Genomic DNA, 23,502 nt, shown 5'->3' with positions numbered 1-23,502 from the left:
CTGATTGTGTTACGTGAGCCGAGGAACGGCGTCGATCAGATCTCGGGTGTGCTCGTGCTGGGGCCGAGTGAGAACGCTGCGAACAGAACCGGATTCGACGATGCGACCCTCCTGCATCACCGACACGTCGCTGCAGAGTCTGGCCACGGCCGACAGGTCGTGGCTGACGATCAGCAGCGCACCCGGTAGGCCGGCAAGAACATCGAGCACCTGCTCTCGGAGGTCGGGATCAAGTCCACTGACCGGCTCGTCCGCCAACAGATAGTGCGGCGCGCAGGCCACGGCTCGGGCGATGGCGACTCGTTGTTTCTGCCCGCCGGACAGCTCGGCCGAACGGCGAGCCAGGAAGTGCGCATCGAGTCCGACGGCAGACAATGCGCCGGTGGCCCTGGCTCGGTGATCACCCTCGATACCGAGTAGGCGTAGCGGAGTAGCGACGAGGTCGAGGACGCTGCGGCGCGGGTCGAGACTGGTCGCCGGATCCTGCGGAATGTACTGCACACGGCGGCGGAACCACCGTAGCGATCCGGCCGATCCGGGTCGGACGGTCTGCCCATCGAGCACGATCTTTCCGCCGCTCGGGGCATCGACGGCCAGCAGCAAGCGGAGCAGTGTCGTTTTGCCGGAACCGGATTCACCGACGACGGCAATCCGCCCGGTCGGCGGCACTGCGAACGTGACGGCATCCAACGCGGTGTGCGACGTGCCGTGCCTCTCGTACTGCCGCGTGAGTGCCGTACCCACCAAACCGGCAGACTCGTCCAGGCTCACGACGCAACCAGCTGCCGGAACGGATCGGCCGCCCGAGCCACATCGATCATCTGTCGCGTTCGATCCGAGCAAGGATTCTTGAGTACCGTTGCAGTGGCACCGGATTCGATGATTCTGCCGGAATCGAGAACCAGCAGGTGGTCGCACAACTGCGCGGCGACGGCGATGTCGTGGGTGATCAGCAGCAGCGACGGCACCTGCCGCAGAGCGTCGAGAACGCGCGCCTGACTCAGGACGTCCAGTGCCGTCGTCGGTTCGTCGGCGATCACGAGCGAGCTCTCGCGCGCCAATGCCACTGCGATGCAGACTCGTTGACGCTGCCCACCCGAAAGTTCGAGTGGGTGCGAGACCAGGACGCGCGCGGTGTCGTGCAGACCCACTCGCGCGAGAAGCGCGGCGGCGTCGGGCGTGCGGAGTTGTTTGCCGACGGTGACCGTCGGGTTCAGCGCCGTCGCGGAATCCTGGAAGACCATCGCCGGGCGTGCGGTGCGCGGCCGCCGCGGGGTCGGAACACCGGCGACATCGTGGCCGTCGACGACGACGCGACCGGAACACGTGATGCCCGGCGGGAGGTATCCGACCAGAGCCGAGGCGATGGAGGACTTGCCCGAACCCGAGGCGCCCAGCAGGCCGACGCGTCGACCCGTGGGTATCTCGAACGAGACGCCGTCGACGATGCGGGTGCGTCCGGCGTCGATGCGGAGATTCTCGACGACGAGCACGACGAACTCCTGAGCCTGGAAGTGGGAATGACTTCGACAATCGTTGTCATTTGAACCTTAGGCGAGCGCCGGTACGGAAACAACTCGACCTGCTTAAGCTGGACGAGTGAGCAGACCGAGGGATGCGCAGCGGTCGGCGGTGTACGACGCCGAACAGATGGTGCGGATCATGTTCGATCGAGCCGAGGAGCGCGACAACCGCGTCGTGACGGTGTTGGGCTCACAGATCACGCTGCCGATCGAGCGGAAGTTCGCCTCGTTGGAATCCGTGCAGAGCTATGTCGATGCGGTGCTGGCGCTGGACTGGATCGCGACTACCTGGCCCGACGCCGGTCGGACGGTGACCGTCCGGGCCAGATCCGGATCGGGTGCCGCCCACTACGAACGCGACGCCGCGACCATCGCTGTACCCCTGCATCAGGGCAATCGGGCCTGGGCGCTGCGCGAGCTGGTGGTGCTCCACGAACTGGCTCACCACTTCGGTGACGAGGACGAGCAACAGCACGGCGGAGCGTTCGTCGATCGCTACATCACGTTGGTCGGCGACATCGTCGGCTCCGAGGCCGGGTTCGTCCTCCGAGCGATGATGGCCGAGAGCGGAGTACGAGTCGGCTGATCTCGATCGACGTCCATCGCGCGAAACGAGGTGCATCATGGGTGAGACAGCCCACACGACGAGGAGACGTACATGACCGTCAAGATCGGTGTTCAGCTTCAGCCCCAGCACGCGCCCGACTATCAGCTGATCCGCGACGCGGTGCTGCGGTCCGAAGACGCGGGGGTCGACATCGTCTTCAACTGGGACCACTTCTATCCGCTGTACGGCGACCTCGACGGCGCGCATTTCGAGTGCTGGACGATGCTCGGTGCCTGGGCCGAGCAGACGTCGAACGTGGAGATCGGCGCGCTCGTCACCGGAGGTGGCTACCGCAACCCCGACCTGCTGGCAGACATGGCGCGCACCGTCGACCACATCAGCGGCGGCCGGTTGATTCTCGGCATCGGTGCCGGATGGAACGAGAAGGACTACGACAACTTCGGCTACGAATTCGGTACGGCCGGTTCACGTCTGGCGCTGCTCAAGGAGAGCCTCGGCAGGATCCGGCACCGCCTCGACGTCGGTAACCCGGCCCCGACGCGCGACATCCCGATCCTCATCGGCGGCGGCGGTGAGAAGAAGACCCTCAAGCTCGTGGCCGAGTACGCCCACATCTGGCACAGCTTCGCCGACCTCGATGCACTGAAGCGTAAATCCGAGATCCTCGCCGAGCACGGCACCACCGTCGGGCGGGACACCTCGGGCATCACCCGCTCGGTCTCGTGGCCGGGCGCGGACACCGCGCAGGACTTCGTCGACGCCGGAGCCACGCTGTTCACCGTCGGTACCGGGGGACCGGATTACGACCTCACGGAACTGGGCGAGGCCATCGCGTGGCGGGACGCACACCGCTAAACGCGATTGAGGTGAGGGAATTTCGGGAACAAGCGGGTTGCTTCATACAACTGCAATGTGATTGTCGTGTGCCTCCATCGGCACGATAGCCTCGTTCGTCCCTCCCGATTGCACCTAGGAGCTTCATCTTGAACACACGTCGTTTACGAGGCCGTGCCATCGCAGCAGTTGCTGCGACGCTCGCACTCACGCTCGGAGCCGTCGCGTGTTCCGACGGAAGCTCGGGTGGCACCGGCGAGAACGCTCTGGCCGGTTCCGACCAGGCCTCGCTCGACAAGTACACGACCGACAGCGTCACCGCGCTCGATCAGATCGACACCGCGAACCTCGGTCTGATCAAGCCGGGAACGTTGTACGTCGGCACCCTGTCCGACGCGCCGCCGAACATCTTCATCGACGATGCAGGCAACTTCACCGGCTTCGACAACGAGCTGCTCAAAGCCGTCGCAGCCAAGCTGAACCTCACCGTCGAGTTCTCGGCGACCGAGTTCTCGGGCCTGCTCGCAGCGGTCAACAACAAGGTCTACGACGCCGGTTCGTCGTCCATCTCGACCACGGACGCCCGTCGTCAGACCGTCGGCTTCACCAACGGGTACGACTTCGGCGAGATGGCCTTGGTCGCGAAGAACGACTACTCGATCAAGACGATCGCCGAGTTGAACGCCGATCAGCGCATCGCCGTGGTGCAGGGCACCGTGCAGGACGACTACGTCACCAACACCCTCGGCATCGAGCCGGTGCGGTTCCCGGATTACAACACCGCGTACGCGAACGTGAAGTCCGGTCAGGTCGACGCCTGGGTCGCGCCGTCGCAGCAGGCAACCGGTCAGGTCAAGACCGAGGACGGTGTCTCCATTCTGGAGAAGACCATCAACACCACCAACTTCACCGCCTACGCCGTCGCCAAGGACAATCAGCCGTTGATCGACGCCCTGAACGCCGGCCTCGACGCCGTGGTCGACGACGGCACCTGGAGCACGCTCGAGAAGCAGTGGTACCCGGACCGTGAGGTCCCCGCCGACTGGAAGCCGGGCAGCAAGGCGTCCGTTCTGCCGGCGTCGTAAGGGCACTCGTACCTCATGAGCACTCTGTCGAATCTGTACGACACGTTCTTCGATTGGGAACTGATCGGCGAGACCATTCCCAAACTGGTTACGGTCGGATTGCCGAACACCCTCATTCTGGCGGCCTCGTCGGGAGTGATCGGTACCGTGATCGGACTCGGGCTGGCGGTGGCGGGTATTTCCCGCACCCGCTGGCTGCGGTGGCCGGCGCGGGTGTACACGGACATCTTTCGTGGACTACCCGCCGCCGTGGTCATCCTGCTCATCGGCCTCGGGTTCGGCCCGACGCTGACCCAATTCACCGGCAGTAGAAGCCCGTTCCCGTTGGGCATCCTGGCGCTGTCGTTGATGGCAGCGGCCTACTTCGGTGAGATCTTCCGCTCCGGCATCCAGAGCGTCGACTCCGGGCAGCTCGAAGCCTCCCGCGCACTGGGTTTCAGCTACCGACGGTCCATGAACCTGGTGGTCGTGCCGCAGGGCATTCGGCGCGTGCTGCCTGCGATCGTCAACCAGTTCATCTCGTTGATCAAGGACAGCTCGCTGATCTACTTCCTGGGTCTGCTTGCCTCGCAACGAGAATTGTTCCGCGTCGGCCAGGACACCGCCGCCCAGACCGGCAATCTCTCGCCGCTGCTGGCCGCCGGATTGTTCTATCTCATCCTGACCATCCCGCTGACGCACCTGGTCAATTACATCGACCGACGCCTGCGATCCGGTAAGGCCGACACCTCGGGCACCCTCGGTCCCGTCGAAACATCCATCGTGGTGGAGAGGTAGCCGACGTGACTTCAGTTTCTCTGACCGGCAAGGACATTCACCTGTCGTTCGGTACCAACAAGGTTCTGCGTGGGGTGAGCCTGCATGTCGACGCAGGTAAGACCACCACTGTCATCGGGCCTTCGGGCTCGGGTAAGTCCACGCTGTTGCGGGCCCTCAATCGCCTGCACGAGCCCGAGCAGGGAGACATCCTGCTCGACGGCAAGTCGGTGCTGAAGGACAATCCCGACGAACTTCGTCAACGCATCGGCATGGTGTTCCAGCACTTCAACCTGTTCCCGCACAAGACCGTCGCCGACAACATCGCGCTCGGGCCGCAGAAGCTGCTGGGGCTCAACAAGGATGCGGCGCGCGCGGCCGCGATGGAGCAGCTCGAACTGGTGGGCCTGGCCAACAAGGCGGATTCGCGTCCGGGCAATCTCTCCGGCGGCCAGCAGCAGCGCGTCGCCATCGCGCGAGCACTGGCCATGAAGCCTGAGGTGATGTTCTTCGACGAGGCCACCTCTGCGCTGGACCCGGAATTGGTCAAGGGAGTGCTGGCGTTGATGGCCGACCTCGCCAAGGGCGGCATGACGATGGTCGTGGTGACCCACGAAATGGGCTTCGCTCGGTCGGTGTCCAACAAGGTCCTGTTCATGGATCACGGCAGCGCCGTCGAAACCGGAACGCCGGAGCAGTTGTTCGACGATCCGCACACCGATCGACTGAAGACATTCCTCTCGCAGGTGCTGTAGCAGCGACCGGTCAGCCTGGCACCTGATACAGGCGCCAGTTCGGTTGATCGGCACCATCGTTCGGTACTTCGAGAACGAGTGGATACAGTTCTGCGCCGTTGTCGTAAATGGTGGGGTACCGCCGGTTGATCGCATCGGATACCCCGCGGCCCTCGTTCGGCACGGTCAACAGATATCGCACGCCTCCGGTTGCCGGGTCGTTGAGAATCTTGGTGAAGTCGAGGTCGGACGGAATCACGAACCGGGTCGGGTGCTCCGACGCCGCCACGACGGCAAACCCGTAGACGGTGTCGACCAGGATCGAGCCCTCGGGTAGATCCTGACTGTCGAGATAAGAGGCGAGTCGGCGTTCGGTGGAGAACGAGTCGATGATTCGCCGGGCTGCCACAGCCCGAGGGTCGTCGGCCGAGGGATTTCGGTCGAAGAGCGCCCCGAGTGCGTACTGCTGACTCGACAACGACGGCTGCACCATCGCCCACCCGGTGATCGGAAGACCGAGTGCACAGAGAAGGACGACCCCGGCCGCGGCCACGGAACGCAGGGCAGGCAAGGCGGGGCGGTTCCTTCGGTACGCACCCGCGCGTCGGGTGGCCAGGTCTGGACCGGCCGGAAACAGCTGCACCGCAACCACAGCGGCCAGAGGTACGGCGCACACGAAGAATCTCAGGAAGCCGAACGTGGAGCCGGTGATGTAGCTCGCAGCCTGAAATGCGAGCACCCCGCCCAGAAGCACGGGGGCAACCAAGAACTCGAGATCCCGGCGACGTATCGCCAGTACCGTCGCGAGCGGTAGAGACACCGCCAACGTCGGCCCCAAGGCAATCATTGCAGCGAGGGAGAACAGGCCGGTGCTCAACAAGTCGCCACTGGACCCACCGGACTGCGCCAGAATCGCGGCGTTTCCGTAGCTGGAGGACAGCTGCGCGAGCGCTTCGCCGGTGATCAACCAGCTCGTGGTAATCCAGACCAGGAAGGCTGCCGCACCGGGGCCGGCAACGAGTACAGCGTCGAGAATTGCTCTGCGCCGCATCTCTTTCCAATGCACTCGACCCCGGCGGAGTGCCGTGACGGCCGCCACGAGCACCGCGGTGAGCGCTATCGGGACGACACCCTCGTAGCGGGTGAGGAAGGCGAGCGCCAGAGCGATGCCGACCAGAACGAGATCGTGCACATCGTCGGTGCCGACCCATCGAATCAACCGCCGCACCGCCCAGCACATACAGAACAGGAACCCGGCCTCGCTCATGCCGTTGGCTCCGTAGAAGACGATCATCGGGTTGACCGCGAACAACACCGTGACCAGTAGGCAGTAACGACCGGGAAGTCCACGATCTCGGCAGATTCCGTGGATCATCACCACTGCACCGGCCATGAACACAGCCGACACGGCAATACCCGAGATGTTCCACCGGGTGATACCCGGCCACCAGGATGCGAAGGCGACAATCGGCAATTGTGCCAGCGCGGTCAACGGCGTGAAGATGAACCCGATGGCAGAGACGTGCGGATCCCGGCTGAGCAACACCGCCTGCGCAGCCGAGGTTCGCGACAGCGCATCCCCCAGCATGTAGCCGAACCGCATGCTCAGAGTCAGTCCCACCGCCAGGTAGCCCGCCAGAGCGGTACCGAACACGACCGCTGGGGTCCGCGACGTCATGGGGTCTGCTCCTCGCTGGGGCCGGTCTCCGGCGCGGGTCCGGACAGGCCGTGAAAAGTTTTCTCCCAGTAGGACGGACTACGTACCAACTGCCAACAGCCCTTGATGGACGCCACGCTCATCATCACCCAGTACAGGGGCATCGTGAGGCTCGGAACCAACAGGTAGGCGTTGTCGCTCTCCCTGCTTGCGATCAAGTACATGTAGATCGTGGCGATGTTGCCCACCACCAGAGACAACAACGAGAAGTAGTAGATGTACGGCGGAAAGAGTTGCGCGATCAGCGTCGGCTGGCCGAGAATCCACGCTGCCGTGGTGAACCAGAAAACCATGTTGATGCACGCGGTGATGGGCGTTCCCGCGAGTAGCAGGGTGAATCTGTAGGTGCCCACCGGTCCGAGCACGCGAACGGTCGCGAGCGGCCTGCGCATGTGCACCAGCCAGGTCTGCAAATAGCCTTTGTACCAACGGGACCGCTGGCGTACCCAGTTGATCGGATCGCTGTTCGCCTCTTCGAGGGTGGTCGAGTCCAGAACCGCCGTGGAATAGCCCGAGGCCGCGATTCGGACACCGAGGTCGGCATCCTCGGTGACGTTGAACCCGTCCCAGGCACCGACCTCGTCGATGACATCGCGCCGAAGATGATTGGAGGTTCCGCCGAGGGGGATCGGCGACGTGCTGGCCATCAGACCCGGTAGCAGGTATCCGAACCACAGTGCATAGTCCGCGGTGAACCATCCGGTCAGCAAATTCTGAGAACCGTTGTGGAACGCCAGCTTTGCCTGAACACAGGCCACGGTGTCGGGCAGCCGCTCGAATGCCGCCACGACACGACGCAGCTGCAATTGCTCGGGCAGATCCTCGGCATCGAAAATCGTCACGATCGACCCGGTCGCGAAATGCAGGCCGTAGTTGCAGGCTTTCGGCTTGGTGCGGGGATCGCCGGCAGGCACCAGCACGACGTCGACGAGATCGCTGACGCCGCTGCGCGCAGCGGCCTCGATGGTGACGTCGTCGTCCTCTTCGAGCAGCAACAGGACCTGCAGCTTTTCGGCTGGATAGTCCAGACCCGTCATCGCCGCAATGAGGTCACCCACCACCTCGGGCTCGTCGTACGCCGGAACCAGAATCGTGTACAGCGGCAACCGATCGTCGGGAATCGCTCGAGCCTGCTCGTCGGTCACGGTGACGATTGCGGCAGCGTCGAGACCGCGGGAGAACAGCAGGAGGCGGTCGATCATTGCCAGGAGATATCCGATGGTGCATAGAACCGTGACCGCGAGCAGAGTCCCGATCGGGGCGAACACCACACAGGCAACGAGGAGCACCGCAGCCACGATCGCCGTGTACTTCTGCCATGGCACGAAAGCAATCGCAGCCGAAGCCAACGGATTTCGGACGGCGAGCCCGTTGATGGCATCGTCGAGCGCCGCCGCTTTGAACTCTGCCGTTTCGGTGCCGACGCGGGGCGGCGACGGCCGCGAACTCCGAGAATCGTTCATCTCGCCGAACCGTCCCCGGAGCGCCACTGCTGGCGGAGCAACCCGGTCCCGAAGGTGGTCAGCAGTTCAAGATCCTTGTACTCCGGATCGTCGTCGACGGACACCGCATTCCCACGCAGAAACGTCCCGATGGCAGTTCCGAGATTCGACGCCATCGAGGGCGTCGGTTGTGGGAACTCGGCATCGGCATCGTGGTTGTCGACGCTGATGATGGTCACACGCTGCGTCACATCGCCTCGTTCCCAATCGAATACGAGCTTCGTCCAGGTGAGCAACAGAGCGTCACTGACGGAGGTGTACAAGGAGCCCGTCACTCCGCGACCGAGATCGATGCGCAGCGGATGGCTCGTACGGGTGTTGGAGAGCCGATAGAGCGTGCTCTCCGGGTACACAGCAAGACTGGCCCGATTCGCAGTGGACAACACGTCGACCACCACCGTCCGTGGCCGCCCACGAACATCCCATGCGGGATTTCCGACGTCTGCTCGCATGGTTTGTCGAACCAACGAAGACGATTGCCCGAAAAATGCCCTCACCCAGTCGAATTCCTGCAGGTCCGTTCGGGTGAAGCCAACGGGTGGCATGAGTGGCTCGGATACCGGTCCCGGTGGTCCCGCAACCGTCGACAACTCCATTCGACCGGGCAGCGGAACGAAGAACAGAACTACCGCAGCAACGATCGCAACGGCCTTCGAGCTCGGCGACCACTTCGCCGTGAGCGACCCGACCCGGCGCGGCTGCCGGGCGTCGAACCGACCGCGACGGGCCACGACATAGAAGGCACCTCCCGTGACCGCGGCTGCGCCGACGGTCGGGACGAGCTGCAACCAGACGATGTCGACTTGTGGCCACATCGCCAACATGACTGCGGCAACGACGAATCCGGTCGACACCGTGCACCCGAAGCCCAGCCAACCCCGACGTGCGGTTCGGCCGACGGCAATGGCACCTGCGATGCCGGCCAGCAGCACCATCACCGCCGCATACGCAAACCTGCTGCCACCGAATCCGATGGCGACCAACCGGTAGCCCAGCGGACTCAACGCCAACAGCAACAGCCACACAGACCAGAATCGTCCGACCGGCCGCAGCCCGAACATCAGAATCGCCCCGCCGAAGAAGAAGGCAAGTGCCGCCAAGACATCCAAGTGGGCGAGTTCGTACTGGTCTGCGTACCGGGGTAGCCACAGCGCCTTGATCGCGATGGAAACCAGCAACGCGATGCCGCCGACTATGTTGTCGGTCTGGCGGTCGTGGATGGGCAATTCGTCGGCTCGTCGCCGCGCCACCCCCTGAGCCGCAACCACTGCCAGCAGCGGCAGCACGAAAACATATGCGGTGATGGCTCCGTCGGCTGCCTCCTGGGCAAGCCGCACCCAGGTGGAGAAGAAAGCCACCACCACGCAGCAGACCAGAACGGACCACCGAAATACCAGAACGGCGATTGGGCCGCGAGACAACCTGAACCGCGTGAAAGACCGCGGCAGCTGCCCATCCTCGCTCATTGCGAGCCGCTGTCTCGACCCGGATCGCGCGCCGAGCGACGTGATCGGACGGCGAACACCAATGCAGCGACGCCGCCGACTGCAAGTACCGCCAGGCCGACTCCGACGACGACCACCACCATCCGATCGGAGGTCCCGTCGTCTGTGGCCGCCGCCGCGCCGTCTGCTCCGGACAATGCACTGCTGGACAACGACATCGGCTCCGTGTTCTGCGCGCCGAAGAGGATATCGCCGTCCAGCGCAAACCACCGCGCCGGATCGGCATCGAGCCAGGACAACATGCCGTCGAGTTCGTCCGGTGCCGAATTCCACGACGCCACGAGGACGGCGTTGCTGCGCACCGACGTGACCTGCATCGTCGCCAAGGGCTCGGCGATATCCACCGTGAGCTCGGTGGCACCGCCCGCGGCCTCGGGGTCCGTGATTCGGAAGGTCGTCTCGTCGACCGAGGACAGCGGCAGCGTCACCGAGTCCGGAAGCTCTGCGACAGGCGAAATCACGACGGCTGGTGCGCTACCGTCGAGCGCCTGCTCCATCGATACGACCTCGGGATCGAGCGGCAGGCTCGACAACCGCTGCAAGCCGATCGCGAGGGTGACAGCCCGGACAACTCCGGCGTAGGACTCGTCGGCGAGAGCTATGTCGAACTGCGGCATCAAGGCCTGCGGCATCGACCGCCATCCCAGTGGCACCGGTGACGACGAATCGGTGGATCGCACGAGCGTCGAACCGGCTACGGTGACAGTCGTTTCGGCGGCGGCAGCGCAGGAGCTGCCGGAAGAGGCCGACGGATGGTCGACGGAAACATCGAGAGTCCCCACGCGAGAGAGTGCGGTATCCGGGATGTCGATCCATCGATCGAGACGGCCGGTGTCGTCGGCCTCCCAGACTTCGAGTGGCGATCCGTCGACCGAGGCTCGCACAGATCCGGCACCCGGGGTGTAGCTGCCGATCAGGTGCACGGACACGCTCCCGGCCGATCGTCCGAGTCGCGTCTGATCGATATCGACAGATGCGGTTGCCGTGGAACCTCCTGTGCCGGAGACGGCTCCGATTCCGAGGTCGTCGAGGGTGATCGAATCGGGTGCGAGTCGAGCCTGGGGTGCCCCCGGTCCGGCCAATGCCGAGGTGCCGATTGCGATCTGGGAGAGATCTCTGGTGATCAACCGGGCTTGATCGGTGAGATCCGATCCCGTACCGGCGAGGTACAACCGTGGGGGAGCCTGCTCGACGGGGTAGATCAACTCGGCACCGGCGTCGGAGTTCTTCGTCAGCACGATCGATCTTTCGAACGAGCCGTCGGGTACCGCCCCCTGAAGCTCGCTGTCCGGGCGCACTTCTACCTGGACCGGCTGCGCACCGTAGTGGTGTACCACGGATGTGGCCACAGTTGTTGCTGCGGTGATAGTTTCGCGGTCAGGCGTGGCGGGCACGAACAGCGTCAACTTGCGCAGCAGCACCGGTAGGAAATCAGCGATGGTCCCCGGGACGGCCGGCGCTCCCGAGTAGTCGACGGTCGCATCGATCAATCGGACCGCGTCCGAATCGGGATCGGGGCAGTAGCGATCGTCGGGAATGACGGAAGGGATCAGATCGAGTGGAATCACTCCGTCGACCGTTCGCGTAGCGGCCAGCGGAATCGACACCGGAGTGGTCGGGGCAGCGCCGTCGAGGGCGATACGAGTGATCGGACGCCCGTCCGATTCGACGTCGACCCACCCGCGATCGAGCCAAGCGGGCGTGGTCAGCACCGCGTTCAGGGTCGACGGAACGGCCCCTGCAGGAGATGGCACCGTCACCCTCGTACGCGGTCCTGTCAGGTCGACCGTGGTGGACTGCCCCAAGCCCAACTCGGGAAAAGTGAAACGAGAGAGCTCGTCTGCGCTTGCAGCAGTGGGTTGGTCCTGATCGCCGGGTTGCGCCGACGCTGTGGTCACCGAAAGCAATATCGGGACCACGGCGAGAGCTGTCACAGACGCAGCGCGAACGATTCGCATGAGAAATGTCCAGTCTTCGAAATGAACGGAGAGTCAAGAGAATAGCGCGACTCGTTGGCGCGCAGGACTTTCGGAGTGCCGATCACAATACTCACAGCACGCAAACAGCGCCAGAACCCGCCGTTGAATTCGGTTTCTCCGACTGTAACGGCGATTCAGTTCGCTCTTTGTCGATTCCGTCGATCAACAGCCGACAATGTCCTCCGGCGCGGAGTCGAATTCGGTAAAGCCGCTCGTCATCGACGGCTTCGGAATCTACGCATCCGCGTCTACCATTACGGCGATGCGCATCGCGTCGAAAGTTCTTCAGTGCATTCTCGGTGCTGTCCTGATGTCGACGGTCGTACCGGGCATGGCCGAGACCGCCACGGCGGCACCTGTTGCCGGCGCTCGTGTCTCCGCGAGCACCGATGGTCTCGCACTCGACGGTCGACCGTGGTGGCCGACCGGGTTCAACGCCTACCAACTCGCCACCGATTGGTCGGTCAATGCCGGATGCGGGGCGATGGTGGACCTGGACAGTTACTTCGAGGCGCTTCCTCCGCATTCGCTGACCCGGTTCGACGCCTTTCAGGCATTGGCGATCAACCGATTCACCGGTGCCCTCGACTTCGGGCCGATGGATGCGGTCTTCGCCGCAGCCGAGGCTCACGATCAACTCCTCGTACCGGTGCTGTCACCCCAGGACGGGGCGTGCGAGGGGAACGTCTTCAAAGACAGGCAGTGGTACGTCGACGGCTGGACGACGGCCCCCGGCACGCCCACCTCGACCGCGAAGATCAGCTTCGAGCAATGGATGCTCACCGCTGCGAATCGATGGAAGGACTCGTCGGCGTTGGCTGCGTGGGAGCTCGTCGGTGAACCGGAGACGAGTTCGTGCACGGATACCTCGTGCTCCTGGTCCAGCCGAACGTGTACGGCCGGTGCTGCAGAGGTGCTTCGCTCGTTCTTCGACACTGCAGGACAACAGCTCCGCTCCGTCGATCCTCGCACTGTGATCACAGCGGGCCTCACCGGCGGCGGCCAGTGCGGAAGCCAGGGTGACGAGTACGAGTACCTCGCCCAGTCGCCCTTCGTCGATGTGTTGCAGTACCACGATTACGGTGCCGACGGCGTGCCGCTGCCCGGAGATCAGTGGAACGGGTTGCAGCGGCGGATCACTCAGAGCGCCGCGGTGGGCAAACCCCTGCTGGTCGGGGAGATCGGTCAACTCGCCGGCTCGTGCGGCGATGTCGATTCTCGAGCAACCGGTATTGCCGCGAAGATCGACGGCCAGCGTGCCGCTGGTACAGCAGGGGCGCTGTTGTGGGCTTTCGTACCGGATCCGCGGCCTACGGACTGCACCTACGACATCGGACCGTCGGATCCGCTGTGGCAGACGATCGGACGTTAGGGCAACCTCGTTCTCCCCAACTTCACCTGAACGTTCCTTTACTTTCGCTTTTGGGTGACAGCGTGCCGTGACATGAAGCCACTGCCCCTGTTCGCCGTTCACGACGGAAGCTCCAAACGATCATCGTTGACCTGCAAGTACAAGTGCGGCGATGCCTGTTTCCACGAGATTCCCAATACGTCGAAGGGCCAGTACTTCGGCGACATCGTCAAGACCGCGATGTCGCGGCGCGGCGTCATCAAGGGCGGGGCCATGGCAGTGCTCGCCGTCGGTGCCGGTAGCGCACTGGCCGCATGTTCGACCGACGAGCCGGCCGCGACCGGTAGCGCAACCACGGGTACGTCGGGAACCGATACTCCGCCCGTCGACGGCGTGGATTTCGTTGCAGTGGAACCGAACACCGAGGATGCCGTCGTCGTTCCCGACGGTTACGAGCAGGGCATCGTCATTCGGTGGGGCGACGCCGTCGTCGCGGGCGCACCGGCCTTCGACTTCGACAAGCAGACCGGCGCGGCGCAGGAGAAGCAGTTCGGTTTCAACAACGACTTCGCCGGCCTGCTGCCGATCGAGGGCACGCCCAACGCCCACCTGCTGGTGGTCAACCACGAGTACAGCACGGAACCGGCAATGTTCAAGGGCTACGACGCGGAGAACCCCACCCGCGAGCAGTTCGACGTAGCCCTTGCGGCACACGGCCTTTCCGTCGTACAGGTGCAGGGCGAATCGGGCACCGGCAAGCTCACCCCCGCTATGGGCCAGTACAACCGGCGCATCACCGGCACCACCGAGTTCGTCATCACCGGGCCCGCCGCAGGCAGCGACTTCCTCAAGACCAGCGTGGACCCCACCGGCACCAAGGTGTTCGGCACGTTCAACAACTGCTCGGGCGGCCTCACCCCGTGGGGAACGGTGCTCTCCGGCGAGGAGAACTTCAACCAGTACTTCGCCAATGCCGAAAGCGTCACGGATGCGACTGTGGCCAAGCGCCTGTCGCGCTACGGCGTCGAAGGCGCCGCCAGCGAACGTAAGTGGGAGCGCTTCGACAAGCGATTCGATCTGGCGCAAGAACCCAACGAGGTCAATCGATTCGGCTACATCGTCGAGGTGAATCCGTGGGATCCGCAGTCGGCACCGATCAAGCACACCGCTCTCGGCCGGTTCAAGCACGAGGCCGCGACCATCCACGTCACCGACGACGGCACGGTGGTGGCGTACAGCGGCGACGACGAGCGCTTCGACTACATGTACAAGTTCGTCTCGAGCCGAAAGATGATGCCCGGCACCGGCCAGGCCGCGATGCGCAACAACCTGACCTTGCTCGACGCCGGCACGCTGTACGTCGCCAGCCTCACCGGTGATACGCCCGACGAGATCGACGGCTCGGGCGCGCTGCCCTCCAACGGTGAATTCCGTGGCAGCGGAACGTGGATTCCCTTGCTCGAAACCGGCGAGGACGGCCGCGGCAAGTCTCTCGTCGACGGTATGTCGGCCGAGGAGGTGGCCGTGTTCACCCGTCAGGCGGGTGACTCCGTGGGCGCAACCAAGATGGACCGCCCGGAGGACTTCGAGCCGAACCCGGTGACCGGCAAGGTGTATGTAGCACTGACCAACAACTCCAACCGCGGCACCGAGGGCAAAGCGGCGGCCGACGAGGCCAATCCCCGCAACAAGAACAAGAACGGGCAGGTACTCGAACTCGACGACGACCACGCCGGGACGTCGTTCACGTGGAACCTGTTGTTGGTCTGCGGTGATCCGAACGAGGCCGACACGTATTTCGGCGGATTCGACAAGAGTCAGGTCAGCCCTATCTCGTGCCCCGACAATCTCGCGTTCGACTCGAAGGGCAACCTGTGGGTCTCGACCGACGGCAACGCCCTCGATTCCAACGACGGCCTGTTCGCCGTGGTGCTCGACGGCCCCCGTCGCGGCGAGACACGTCAGTTCCTGACCGTCCCCGCCGGCGGCGAGACCTGTGGCCCCATCGTCACCGACGAGCGCGTCATGGTCTGCGTCCAGCACCCGGGTGAAAGCGACGACGCCACCGCCGACGCACCGATCTCGCACTGGCCCGACGGCGGCGACACCCAACCGCGGCCTTCCATCGTCGCGGTGTGGAAGTCCGCCTAGCCCAGACTGTTTCGATAGAGCCACGATGCCCGTAGTCGAATCCTCGACTACGGGCATCGGGCGGTGTTCACTTCGCCACCGACGACGCGATCAAATCCTCGACCACGGCGGCGATCACCGCATTCGCGTGCTCGGGGTTGGTCACCACCGACACCGTTCGGGTCGGTGCATCGATGACGTCGATCATGTGCAGTTCGGGGAGGATCGACGCCAAGGACGACGGCAGCAGTGTCACACCCAACCCTGCTGCGGTGAGTTTACCGATGAGGTCGGCCGAATCGGCCTCCAGAATGCGGCCACGGGGAACCGACGAGCGGGTGAATGCATGATCGGATTGCAGTCTGGCCTCGCTTCCCGCCGGCCGGTCGATCATCGTCATCTCGGACAGGTCGGCCAACCGTATCGAATTCCTTTGAGCCCAAGGATGATCGGGACCGACGAACAGTGACAGTGGCTCGGTCCACAGGGCGGTAACGGTCAACCCCGGATGTGGGCGTCCGGGCGCGAGCCCGATGATTCCGAGATCGAGGTCTCCGCGTGCGATGCCGTCGAGAACGTCGGCGCTCGGCCGCGGCAGCAACGTCACCGACGTGTTGGGAAATCGCTGGGAGATCCGGCCGACCACCGCGGCCAGATCGACACGGGCGAGAGGCGCAATCATGCCGATACGCAGCCGCCTGATGGCGGTCGTGGGATCGGGCGCGACGTCGGCCACCAATCGGGACACGGCACCGAGCACGCTGTGCGCGCGTTCGAGAAAGATCTGTCCGGCCGGGGTGATGGTGACGCTTCGGCTCGTGCGCGCGAACAGTTCTACGCCCAGCTCTTTTTCCAGGTCTCTGATCTGGCTGCTCAGCGCCGATTGAGCGACTCGCAGCCGAGCTGCTGCACGCCCGAAGTGCTGCTCTTCGGCGACCGCCACGGCGTACCGGATGTGTCTGAGTTCCACGCTTCGCAACTCTATCTGTTTAGACGATCGATCGTTCGTAACGTTCTATTGGACAGCTGGATGTGCAACGAGCACCCTTGTTCATGTGAAGACAGCAAGCACCTCGCGCACCGGCGTGAGCACCCCCGTCGTCGCCCTGATGGCGATCGCCACCGGACTCTCGGCCGGCGGCAACTATCTCAACCAGCCGCTGCTCGACCTCATTGCCACCGAATTCGACGTGTCCGAGACGGCCGCAGCCACCTCGGTGACCGTCGCACAGATTTCCTATGCCCTCGGCCTGCTGCTCATCGTGCCTCTCGGCGACGTCGTCGATCGCCGTAAGTTGAGCGTCGGGCTGATGATTCTCGCTGCGACGGGTCAGGCAATCACCGGATTCGCTCCCGGCCTCTCCTGGCTCCTCGTCGGCACGGCGATCGCTGGACTGTTCTCGGTGGCGGCGCAGGTGATCGTGCCGTTCGCCGCGTCGATGGCGCACCCGGAGCAAGCGGGACGCATCGTCGGAGTGGTCATGGGCGGGTTGCTGACGGGCATCCTGCTGGCCCGCAGCATCTCGGGGCTGCTGTCGTCGGTGACGGGGTGGCAGGGCGTCTACCGTGTGGCCACGGTGTTGATGCTGATCGCCGCGGTCGGCCTGTGGCGGGTGCTGCCACGCAACACCGTGACGGCGGACGTCACCTACGGCTCGGCGCTGGTGTCGATGATTCGGCTGGTGCGCACCCACCCCAGGCTTCGGACTCGCGCGGTGCTCGGCGGTCTCGGCTTCGCGTCGGTGAGCACGGTGTTCGCGACGATGACGCTGTTGCTGTCGTCGAGGTTCGGTTTCGGTGCCGTCCAGATCGGACTGATCGGATTGGCCGGTGTCGGCGGCGCGTTGATGGCCTCCGTCGCGGGCCGGCTCGCAGACCGCGGACTGGTGCAATGGGCCAGCGGTACCTGTGCGGTTCTGCTGATCGCACTCTGGCCGATGTTCGCCGTCGGCGGCCACTACTGGGTGGTGTTCGTGGTCGCATTCGTACTTCTCGACCTGGCACTGCAGGGCGTGCACGTGAGCAACCAGCACATCGTCTACGCCCTGGAACCGGCTGCTCGCGCCCGAATCAACTCCGTCTACATGACGACGTACTTCGTGGGCGCCTCAGCAGGATCTGCCGTCGGGACGTTGGCGTGGAAGCATTTCGAGTGGGCAGGTGTGTGCGCTGCGGGGGCCGTGTTCGCGGTCGCCGCACTGCTGGTCTGGCTACTGGATCTGCAGGTGGACGCCCGTCGACGTCGGGAAAACACCTGCGGGACGCCCGGTGGGTCCGAGCCGACGATGGTGAACAGTCACTAATGCGTTCTGTTCCGAGACGTGGTTGAGTCGTTCTCGATGAGACGTGGGTAACACTCACGCTGCCGACGGCGACATACCCAGAGTCGGCACGAACAAACCATAGAAACACGAACTACTTCTCTTGGCTCGGAGGCGCACCCATGACTGTCGTGAACGATCGCATCCACGTGGCTCTCACGGAACTCGACCCGTCCGATTACGCGGTGCCGACCATCGCACCGATTCGTACGGCCGGCCACCTCGACCCGGTGTTCTGCATCCACCCCCTCGTCGGGCTGGTCGACTGCTACGCGGAACTCGCAGCACACGTCGACGACGCGCGTCCCATCTACGGCGTCCAGGTCCCGACGTCGGGAGAGCTCGCGGAGTCCCTCGTCGCCTTGGCCTCGCAGTACGCCGACGACATCGTTCGCATCCAGACCGACGGGGCCGTACACCTGCTGGGCACGTCCTTCGGTGGAGTACTCGCGCACGCCATCGCCGTCGAGCTGCAGAGTCGCGGCGTCACGGTCGGTGCACTGACGTTGCTCGACAGCGACCCCGTTCGGTCCAGCGCCGACAGCGCCGACCTGCTCGGGTCCATGGGCGACGACATCGATCGCAGCCACGCCGAAGAGTTGCTCGCCGTTGCCTCGCACAACGACGAACTCGCCCAGCGGCACCTGCCGGGCATCTACTTCGGCGACATCCTCGCCGTGTCCTCGATGGGAACCGACTCAGGGTCCGCGTGGCACCCCTTCGTCTGCGGCACGATCGCCAAGTACCTCGTGCCCGACGCCACCTCGTTCGACGTCGTCGGCCCGCTGGTCGACAGCTACCTCGGCTGACCCGGCCGGCTCATCCGAGCCAATCCAGCACGGCGGCGGCCGTCCAGGACTGCTGCATGCTGCCGAGCGGCTTGCCGGTGAACGGCTCGTAGTACTCCGCGAAGCTGCCGTCACTCGCCTGACGCAGACCCTCGTCTCGCAAAGACAGTGATCGCTCCGACCACCCGCGGCGTGCGAAAGCCCACGAGAACAGCCATGTCATCACCGGCCACACCGGTCCCCGCCAGTACTCGCGAGCACGGAAGTCCTTCGACACCGGGGACGTCGACGGCGGTACCGCGTACCGCAGGTCCGGATGTCCGCAGAACCGGGTGCCCTCGAAGATCCGAATGAGATTGCGCTCCTGCTCGCGCGGCAATCCTCCGCACAGCAGCGGCGCGAACATGGCAATGGTCTCCGTGCCGATCCACTGACCCGTCCGCAGATCGAAATCTCGTGCCCCGCCCGAACGCGTGTCGGTGGTCGCGATGACTCCCTTGCGGAACTTGTCCGCCCACCCGCGCAATTCGCGCACATCCGAGCGCGGCCGCGAGTGGTCCTCTCCGATGGTGGCGAGGACGTCGCACGCGACGGCGAAGATGGCACTGACGAACACGTCCTCGACGGCGAAGCTCATCTTGGTCTTCAACGCATCGTCGTCGTAGCCGACCTGTTTCATCTCCTCCACCAACCAGATGTAGCGGTCGTACTCGAGATTGCTTGGCCGCTGAGACGAGTCCGTGATGACCGCCTTGTCCTCGCGAAAATACGGATCCATCTCACCGGCAACCACATTGGCGTAGGCCGAATCCCATCGCGGCGAATTGTCCATGCCGGACTCCCAGCCGTGGAACAGCGCGATGCGTCCGTTGTCGTCGACGTCGCGGGCCTGGGCGAGCCAACGATGCCACCGCACCAGATCACCCCAGCGGCGATCGAGGAACTCCTCCGCCACCGCTCGCGTCGTGCGGCCGTGGCGTTTGGAGTGATCGAGGATGCGCTGCACGGCGATCGCGTGGACGGGCGGTTGGGTGATTCCGGAGGTCTGCGGACTCATCGGAGCGTGGGTCGCCAGCGTCCCGGTGGCCCACCGCGCAGGGCCGGGGAAGTAGCCGTCGACACCGTTGGCGAACACGATGTGCGGAATCATCCCGTTCTTCCACTGCGCCGACAGCAATGTGTCCATCTCCACGACGGCCCGCTCGACGCTCAACGGTGCCAAGCCGACGGAAACGAATGCGGCGTCCCAACTCCACATGTGCGGGTACAACCTGGGTGCTGCGCTGGTCATGGTGCCCAGGTCGTTGCCTCGGAGCAGATACGCCGCACGTGCGGCCAGCTGCGTGGAAGTGAAACCGCGATCGCCCATGCAGATAGTTTGCGTCCGGCGGCCGATTTCTGCTCGGTTGGATTGCGGACCGAAGGTGTCCGCGATCGCTCCTAGTGTGAGTTTCACCAGCTACAAGGAGGAAAACGATGGCCACCGAGAACACCGACATTCAGAAAATGCTCGCCGAACAGCGCGCGAACTTTCTCATCACCGTCCGCGGCATCAGCGAGGAACAGGCGCGTACCCGCACCACCGCGAGCGAGCTGACCCTCGGCGGACTGCTGCACCACGTGATCAGCAACGAGCGCCACTGGATGACAGTGATCGCAGAGCTGGACGAGACGGCCGAATTCGACATGGCCGCCGCCGGCAGCGAGTACGTGATGGCCGAGAACGAGACCGTCGCCGGACTCGTCGCCGAATGGGAAGAGGTGGCCGGTGCCACCTCGGCAGCGCTGGAAACGTTGGACCTCGAACTGTCGGTACCTGTCCCGACGGCACCGTGGGCACCCGAACGAATCTGGCAGAGTGCACGATTCACGGTTCTGCACATCCTTCGAGAAATCTCCCAGCACGCCGGCCACGCAGACATCATTCGCGAGGAACTCGACGGCGCGAACACCACCCAGGCATGGGCATCCGAGGCGGGGATGAGCTTCTAGCTAACCTGAGTTCATGACTCGTACTGCGTTGGTGACCGGAGCAAGCCGGGGTCTCGGGGCCCATATCGCTCGATTGCTCGCTCCGGACCATCACGTGTTGCTGGGTGGTCGGTCCACCGAGTCCCTCGCCCCCATTGTGTCGGAACTGTCCGGGTCCACCCCGTGGCCGGTGGAACTGACCGATCCGGACGCGGTGGCCGCTGCCGCGTCGAACATCGATTCTCTGGATGTGTTGGTGCACAACGCCGGGGTGGCAGCACTCGGGACGGTCGAAGAGTCGACGGCGGACGATTGGCGTCGCCAGTACGAGGTGAACGTCATCGCCGTCGTCGAACTCACTCGATTGCTACTCCCTGCACTGCGCTCCGCCGAAGGCCATGTGGTGCTGATCAATTCGGGTGCCGGCATACGCGCCAACCCGGGTTGGGGTGCCTACGCGGCGAGCAAGTTCGCGCTCCGCGCCTTCGCTGATGCACTGCGCCTCGAGGAGCCGACGTTGCGCGTCACTTCGGTGCACCCAGGACGCATCGACACCGAGATGCAGCGGGAGATCGTCGCGCACGAAGGCGGGGAGTACGACGGCTCGAAGTTCTTGCAGCCCAGCACCGTTGCCCGTGCAGTGCGCAACGCAATCGATACCCCCGCCGATGCTCACCCCACGGAATTGGTGCTCCGCACCAGGTGAGCGAAACTTCGTAGCAGGGGTCGAGTTTCCACTCACAACATGAGGTTCGTCCCGGCGTTGTTTACAGCACCGACTGCATCTCCCTCTTCACCCTTGCCAGTAGACGAATGGAGTCTTCTCATTCACTCGGATGATCTATCGCTTACGGTCCGGGGCGGCGACTGCCAAAGAGCTCGGGAACGCATCCACAGGTTTCAGCAACGCGGACAATCCAGCGTCAGAGCTCGTCCAGTTTCACGATGCCGTCTTGCAGGGCGCGCGCGACGAGTGCAGCTTTCGTTGGAGCGGCGCGTCCGACGCGGGAGTACTTGTCGCGGATTCTCGTGAGGTGCGTGTTGACGGTGCCCAATGCGATGTGGAGGCGTGCGCCCACGTCGACCTTGGAATCGCAGTCCAGCCACGCCTTGAGCACGGTGATCTCACGCGCGGTCAGGCCCGGTGAGGTGTACACCCGCACAGCCCGCGTAGGCGCAGGTGTGGGCCTTGCTCCGCCGGTCCTGGTAGCGAGTGGAGAGCGGACGCCGTTCGACGCCGAGACTCGCGAATAAAGTTGGGGTCGATGATTCGTCGCTACCATCTTGGCCTCCTCATGCAATCGGCCTACGGGCCGGTCTGAATCTGACCACGGTTGCCGAACTCCATGCAACACAAGCTTATTCGAGGCTTTACTCCAGAAAGCATATCCGGCTACACCATGCTTTAGTTCAAACTAAACAGCGGGATCCGGACCATCCAGTTGCTATAGTTCAAGATCCAAACAATGCGGCGCAGGTGGACGAGGGCGGTAGTCGGTGAACCAGAAATCACTCCCACGGGAGCAGTTCCTTCAGGCCGGATATCGCCTGCTCGGTGAGATGGACACGACCGATCTTGCGCGTTCGCTCTCGATCTCGGCCGTCGTCGAACGCGCGGGGCTGTCGCACCAAACTTTCCACAACACGTACCCCGGTAACTCTCGCGGCGGCGGGTCCGGCGGCAAGGAAGCTTTCGTCGAAGACCTCCTCGACCACCTCACACTCGATTACACCGGCACGGCTGCTCCTACCGGCACGCAGGACGTGAAAGCTCCGGTGTCGGCCCTGTTCGACGACCTCACGTCCGGTCTCATGCGACGTCGCCTCGTCGCAGTGCTGCTAGCTGCCGACCACAACGGTGCCCGAAAGGCCGTCATCCCCGAGTTCGAGTGCTTCGACACCGACCTGCGATCCATCATCGGTCAAGCGGTGCAGGCTCACGGCGGATCGTTGCGCCAACCACTGTCGCTGACAAACCTCTCGGCGGTCGTCGGGGCTCTGCTCGACGGGCTGGCGCTCCGGGAGGTGCTCACGCCGGGCTCGGTGTCCTCCGACGACGTTGCATCGGCCACCAACTCGATTCTCCAGTGGGCCATAGACCCACTGCATTCCGACCGCACCGTTGCCCAACCCGATCCGGGCGAAATCTCGGATGCTCTGCGGCCCGACCTCGAGGCCGACGTGATCGCGGCGACCGAAACTCTGTTCGTCGACAACGGCTACTTCCTGGTCACCCTGGCCGACATCGCGGCGGCGGCGAAGATCCGCGTAGAAGACCTTCGACGACTGTTTCCGAGCAAGGTCGACATCATCGTTGCGGCGCTGAAGCCCGAATTCGACCGTGTGCTCCGGCTGCGTCGCGCCGACGAACGCCTCGGAGTCGACCCCGCCACCGCACTGCAACGCACGTTGGTTTCGTTGGGCGAGTTCGTCATCGACAATCGAGCCATGAGCTCGGGCATGCTGCTCGCGCTGAGCTTCGAACAGTTCCATCAACCGAGCACCATCACGACGGTCATCGAAAACCTCTACCTCCCGTCCGCTGTGGTCCCCATCCTCGAACGCGGACGTGAAAGCGGCGTGTTCAGCGACGACGCACCGGCACTCGAAGCCGCAATCATGTTGACCAACAACATTCTCTTCCGCTGCCTGACGCGTCCTGCGGAGTCCGCAACCGAAGTGGCGCAGGGTGTCCTGCGAATACTGATGCCCGGTGTTGCGATACGGCCGCGGTGAGG

General features: G+C 64.2%; 18 protein-coding genes and 2 pseudogenes. 11 read left to right on the top strand and 9 right to left on the bottom strand.

Annotated features, from left to right (window positions below; all coding sequences use genetic code 11):
• Nucleotides 1–9: 9 nt before the first annotated feature.
• Nucleotides 10–771, bottom strand: coding sequence for an ATP-binding cassette domain-containing protein (locus AB0P23_RS05125; protein ID WP_206498860.1), 762 nt, complete (start codon nucleotides 769–771; stop codon nucleotides 10–12).
• Nucleotides 768–1,493 (bottom strand): ABC transporter ATP-binding protein, encoded by a 726-nt coding sequence (locus AB0P23_RS05120; RefSeq protein WP_206498859.1) that lies wholly within the window; start codon nucleotides 1,491–1,493, stop codon nucleotides 768–770. Before AB0P23_RS05120 ends, AB0P23_RS05125 begins: the two co-directional genes overlap by 4 nt.
• A 106-nt stretch (nucleotides 1,494–1,599) precedes the next feature.
• Here AB0P23_RS05120 and AB0P23_RS05115 point away from each other — a divergent pair, with 106 nt between their 5' ends.
• From AB0P23_RS05115 to AB0P23_RS05100, 4 genes and pseudogenes are all read left to right on the top strand, one after another.
• The gene (locus tag AB0P23_RS05115) at nucleotides 1,600–2,109 is read left to right on the top strand and encodes a TIGR04338 family metallohydrolase (protein WP_032367655.1); all 510 of its coding nucleotides are present in this window, start codon (nucleotides 1,600–1,602) and stop codon (nucleotides 2,107–2,109) included.
• A gap of 72 nt (nucleotides 2,110–2,181) precedes the next feature.
• Complete coding sequence (locus AB0P23_RS05110) at nucleotides 2,182–2,946, top strand: LLM class F420-dependent oxidoreductase (protein WP_032367654.1); 765 nt, start codon at nucleotides 2,182–2,184, stop codon at nucleotides 2,944–2,946.
• 125 nt (nucleotides 2,947–3,071) lie between these two features.
• Nucleotides 3,072–4,787, top strand: a pseudogene (locus AB0P23_RS05105) (ABC transporter substrate-binding protein/permease).
• A gap of 5 nt (nucleotides 4,788–4,792) precedes the next feature.
• Entirely contained in the window at nucleotides 4,793–5,521 is a 729-nt protein-coding gene (locus tag AB0P23_RS05100; RefSeq protein WP_174557188.1) for an amino acid ABC transporter ATP-binding protein, read from the top strand.
• Nucleotides 5,522–5,531: 10 nt separating this feature from the next.
• Here the strand turns inward: AB0P23_RS05100 and AB0P23_RS05095 are convergent, their stop codons facing one another.
• From AB0P23_RS05095 to AB0P23_RS05080, 4 genes are all read right to left on the bottom strand, one after another.
• Entirely contained in the window at nucleotides 5,532–7,178 is a 1,647-nt protein-coding gene (locus tag AB0P23_RS05095) for a glycosyltransferase family 39 protein (protein ID WP_052062925.1), read from the bottom strand.
• Entirely contained in the window at nucleotides 7,175–8,680 is a 1,506-nt protein-coding gene (locus tag AB0P23_RS05090) for a glycosyltransferase (protein WP_206498858.1), read from the bottom strand. The genes AB0P23_RS05095 and AB0P23_RS05090 overlap by 4 nt, the downstream gene beginning before the upstream one ends.
• Nucleotides 8,677–10,083 carry a hypothetical protein gene (locus AB0P23_RS05085; protein ID WP_155289504.1) on the bottom strand — a complete coding sequence of 469 codons (1,407 nt, stop codon included), beginning with the start codon at nucleotides 10,081–10,083 and terminating at the stop codon, nucleotides 8,677–8,679. Before AB0P23_RS05085 ends, AB0P23_RS05090 begins: the two co-directional genes overlap by 4 nt.
• Before the next feature lie 98 nt (nucleotides 10,084–10,181).
• Nucleotides 10,182–12,122: a hypothetical protein gene (locus tag AB0P23_RS05080; RefSeq protein WP_206498857.1), complete on the bottom strand. Its 1,941-nt coding sequence runs from the start codon at nucleotides 12,120–12,122 to the stop codon at nucleotides 10,182–10,184.
• Nucleotides 12,123–12,513: 391 nt separating this feature from the next.
• On the opposite strand from AB0P23_RS05080, the gene AB0P23_RS05075 reads away from it, so the two are divergent.
• On the top strand, nucleotides 12,514–13,575 hold the full coding sequence (locus AB0P23_RS05075; protein WP_135045441.1) for a cellulase family glycosylhydrolase: 1,062 nt from the start codon (nucleotides 12,514–12,516) through the stop codon (nucleotides 13,573–13,575).
• Nucleotides 13,576–13,647: 72 nt separating this feature from the next.
• Nucleotides 13,648–15,705, top strand: a complete 2,058-nt coding sequence (locus tag AB0P23_RS05070) for a PhoX family phosphatase (protein ID WP_032373428.1) — start codon at nucleotides 13,648–13,650, stop codon at nucleotides 15,703–15,705.
• A gap of 67 nt (nucleotides 15,706–15,772) precedes the next feature.
• Here the strand turns inward: AB0P23_RS05070 and AB0P23_RS05065 are convergent, their stop codons facing one another.
• A complete protein-coding gene (locus AB0P23_RS05065) occupies nucleotides 15,773–16,654 on the bottom strand; it encodes a LysR family transcriptional regulator (RefSeq protein ID WP_032385226.1) in 882 nt (293 codons plus the stop codon).
• Nucleotides 16,655–16,793: 139 nt separating this feature from the next.
• Here AB0P23_RS05065 and AB0P23_RS05060 point away from each other — a divergent pair, with 139 nt between their 5' ends.
• Together AB0P23_RS05060 and AB0P23_RS05055 are read left to right on the top strand one after the other, a co-directional pair.
• Nucleotides 16,794–17,987 (top strand): MFS transporter, encoded by a 1,194-nt coding sequence (locus tag AB0P23_RS05060; protein WP_241258380.1) that lies wholly within the window; start codon nucleotides 16,794–16,796, stop codon nucleotides 17,985–17,987.
• 140 nt (nucleotides 17,988–18,127) lie between these two features.
• Nucleotides 18,128–18,814: a thioesterase domain-containing protein gene (locus tag AB0P23_RS05055; protein WP_027495037.1), complete on the top strand. Its 687-nt coding sequence runs from the start codon at nucleotides 18,128–18,130 to the stop codon at nucleotides 18,812–18,814.
• Between the two features lie 10 nt (nucleotides 18,815–18,824).
• On the opposite strand, the gene AB0P23_RS05050 is transcribed toward AB0P23_RS05055, so the two are convergent.
• Nucleotides 18,825–20,162, bottom strand: a complete 1,338-nt coding sequence (locus AB0P23_RS05050; protein ID WP_167328992.1) for a glycogen debranching protein — start codon at nucleotides 20,160–20,162, stop codon at nucleotides 18,825–18,827.
• 107 nt (nucleotides 20,163–20,269) lie between these two features.
• Between AB0P23_RS05050 and AB0P23_RS05045 the strand changes: the two genes are divergently transcribed.
• Entirely contained in the window at nucleotides 20,270–20,785 is a 516-nt protein-coding gene (locus tag AB0P23_RS05045; RefSeq protein ID WP_206498856.1) for a DinB family protein, read from the top strand.
• A gap of 13 nt (nucleotides 20,786–20,798) precedes the next feature.
• A complete protein-coding gene (locus tag AB0P23_RS05040; RefSeq protein ID WP_206498855.1) occupies nucleotides 20,799–21,470 on the top strand; it encodes an SDR family oxidoreductase in 672 nt (223 codons plus the stop codon).
• A gap of 217 nt (nucleotides 21,471–21,687) precedes the next feature.
• Here the strand turns inward: AB0P23_RS05040 and AB0P23_RS05035 are convergent.
• A pseudogene (locus AB0P23_RS05035) lies at nucleotides 21,688–21,909 on the bottom strand (LuxR C-terminal-related transcriptional regulator); the annotation flags it as partial.
• 352 nt (nucleotides 21,910–22,261) lie between these two features.
• On the opposite strand from AB0P23_RS05035, the gene AB0P23_RS05030 reads away from it, so the two are divergent.
• A complete protein-coding gene (locus tag AB0P23_RS05030) occupies nucleotides 22,262–23,500 on the top strand; it encodes a TetR/AcrR family transcriptional regulator (protein WP_206498853.1) in 1,239 nt (412 codons plus the stop codon).
• Nucleotides 23,501–23,502 lie beyond the last annotated feature (2 nt).

The sequence above is a fragment of the Rhodococcus sp. NPDC077669 genome, from assembly GCF_040686915.1.
Taxonomy (GTDB): Bacteria; Actinomycetota; Actinomycetes; order Mycobacteriales; family Mycobacteriaceae; genus Rhodococcoides; species Rhodococcoides fascians.
This window is presented reverse-complemented; position numbering and strand designations above follow the sequence as displayed.

What these genes read in the sequence shown, in the direction of transcription:
- AB0P23_RS05110 (WP_032367654.1), top strand. Translation starts at nt 2,182, where the DNA reads ATGACCGTCAAGATCGGTGTTCAGCTTCAGCCCCAGCACGCGCCCGAC.
- AB0P23_RS05095 (WP_052062925.1), bottom strand. Translation starts at nt 7,178, where the DNA reads ATGACGTCGCGGACCCCAGCGGTCGTGTTCGGTACCGCTCTGGCGGGC.
- AB0P23_RS05090 (WP_206498858.1), bottom strand. Translation starts at nt 8,680, where the DNA reads ATGAACGATTCTCGGAGTTCGCGGCCGTCGCCGCCCCGCGTCGGCACC.
- AB0P23_RS05075 (WP_135045441.1), top strand. Translation starts at nt 12,514, where the DNA reads ATGTCGACGGTCGTACCGGGCATGGCCGAGACCGCCACGGCGGCACCT.
- AB0P23_RS05070 (WP_032373428.1), top strand. Translation starts at nt 13,648, where the DNA reads ATGAAGCCACTGCCCCTGTTCGCCGTTCACGACGGAAGCTCCAAACGA.
- AB0P23_RS05060 (WP_241258380.1), top strand. Translation starts at nt 16,794, where the DNA reads ATGGCGATCGCCACCGGACTCTCGGCCGGCGGCAACTATCTCAACCAG.
- AB0P23_RS05055 (WP_027495037.1), top strand. Translation starts at nt 18,128, where the DNA reads ATGACTGTCGTGAACGATCGCATCCACGTGGCTCTCACGGAACTCGAC.
- AB0P23_RS05050 (WP_167328992.1), bottom strand. Translation starts at nt 20,162, where the DNA reads ATGGGCGATCGCGGTTTCACTTCCACGCAGCTGGCCGCACGTGCGGCG.
- AB0P23_RS05045 (WP_206498856.1), top strand. Translation starts at nt 20,270, where the DNA reads ATGGCCACCGAGAACACCGACATTCAGAAAATGCTCGCCGAACAGCGC.
- AB0P23_RS05040 (WP_206498855.1), top strand. Translation starts at nt 20,799, where the DNA reads ATGACTCGTACTGCGTTGGTGACCGGAGCAAGCCGGGGTCTCGGGGCC.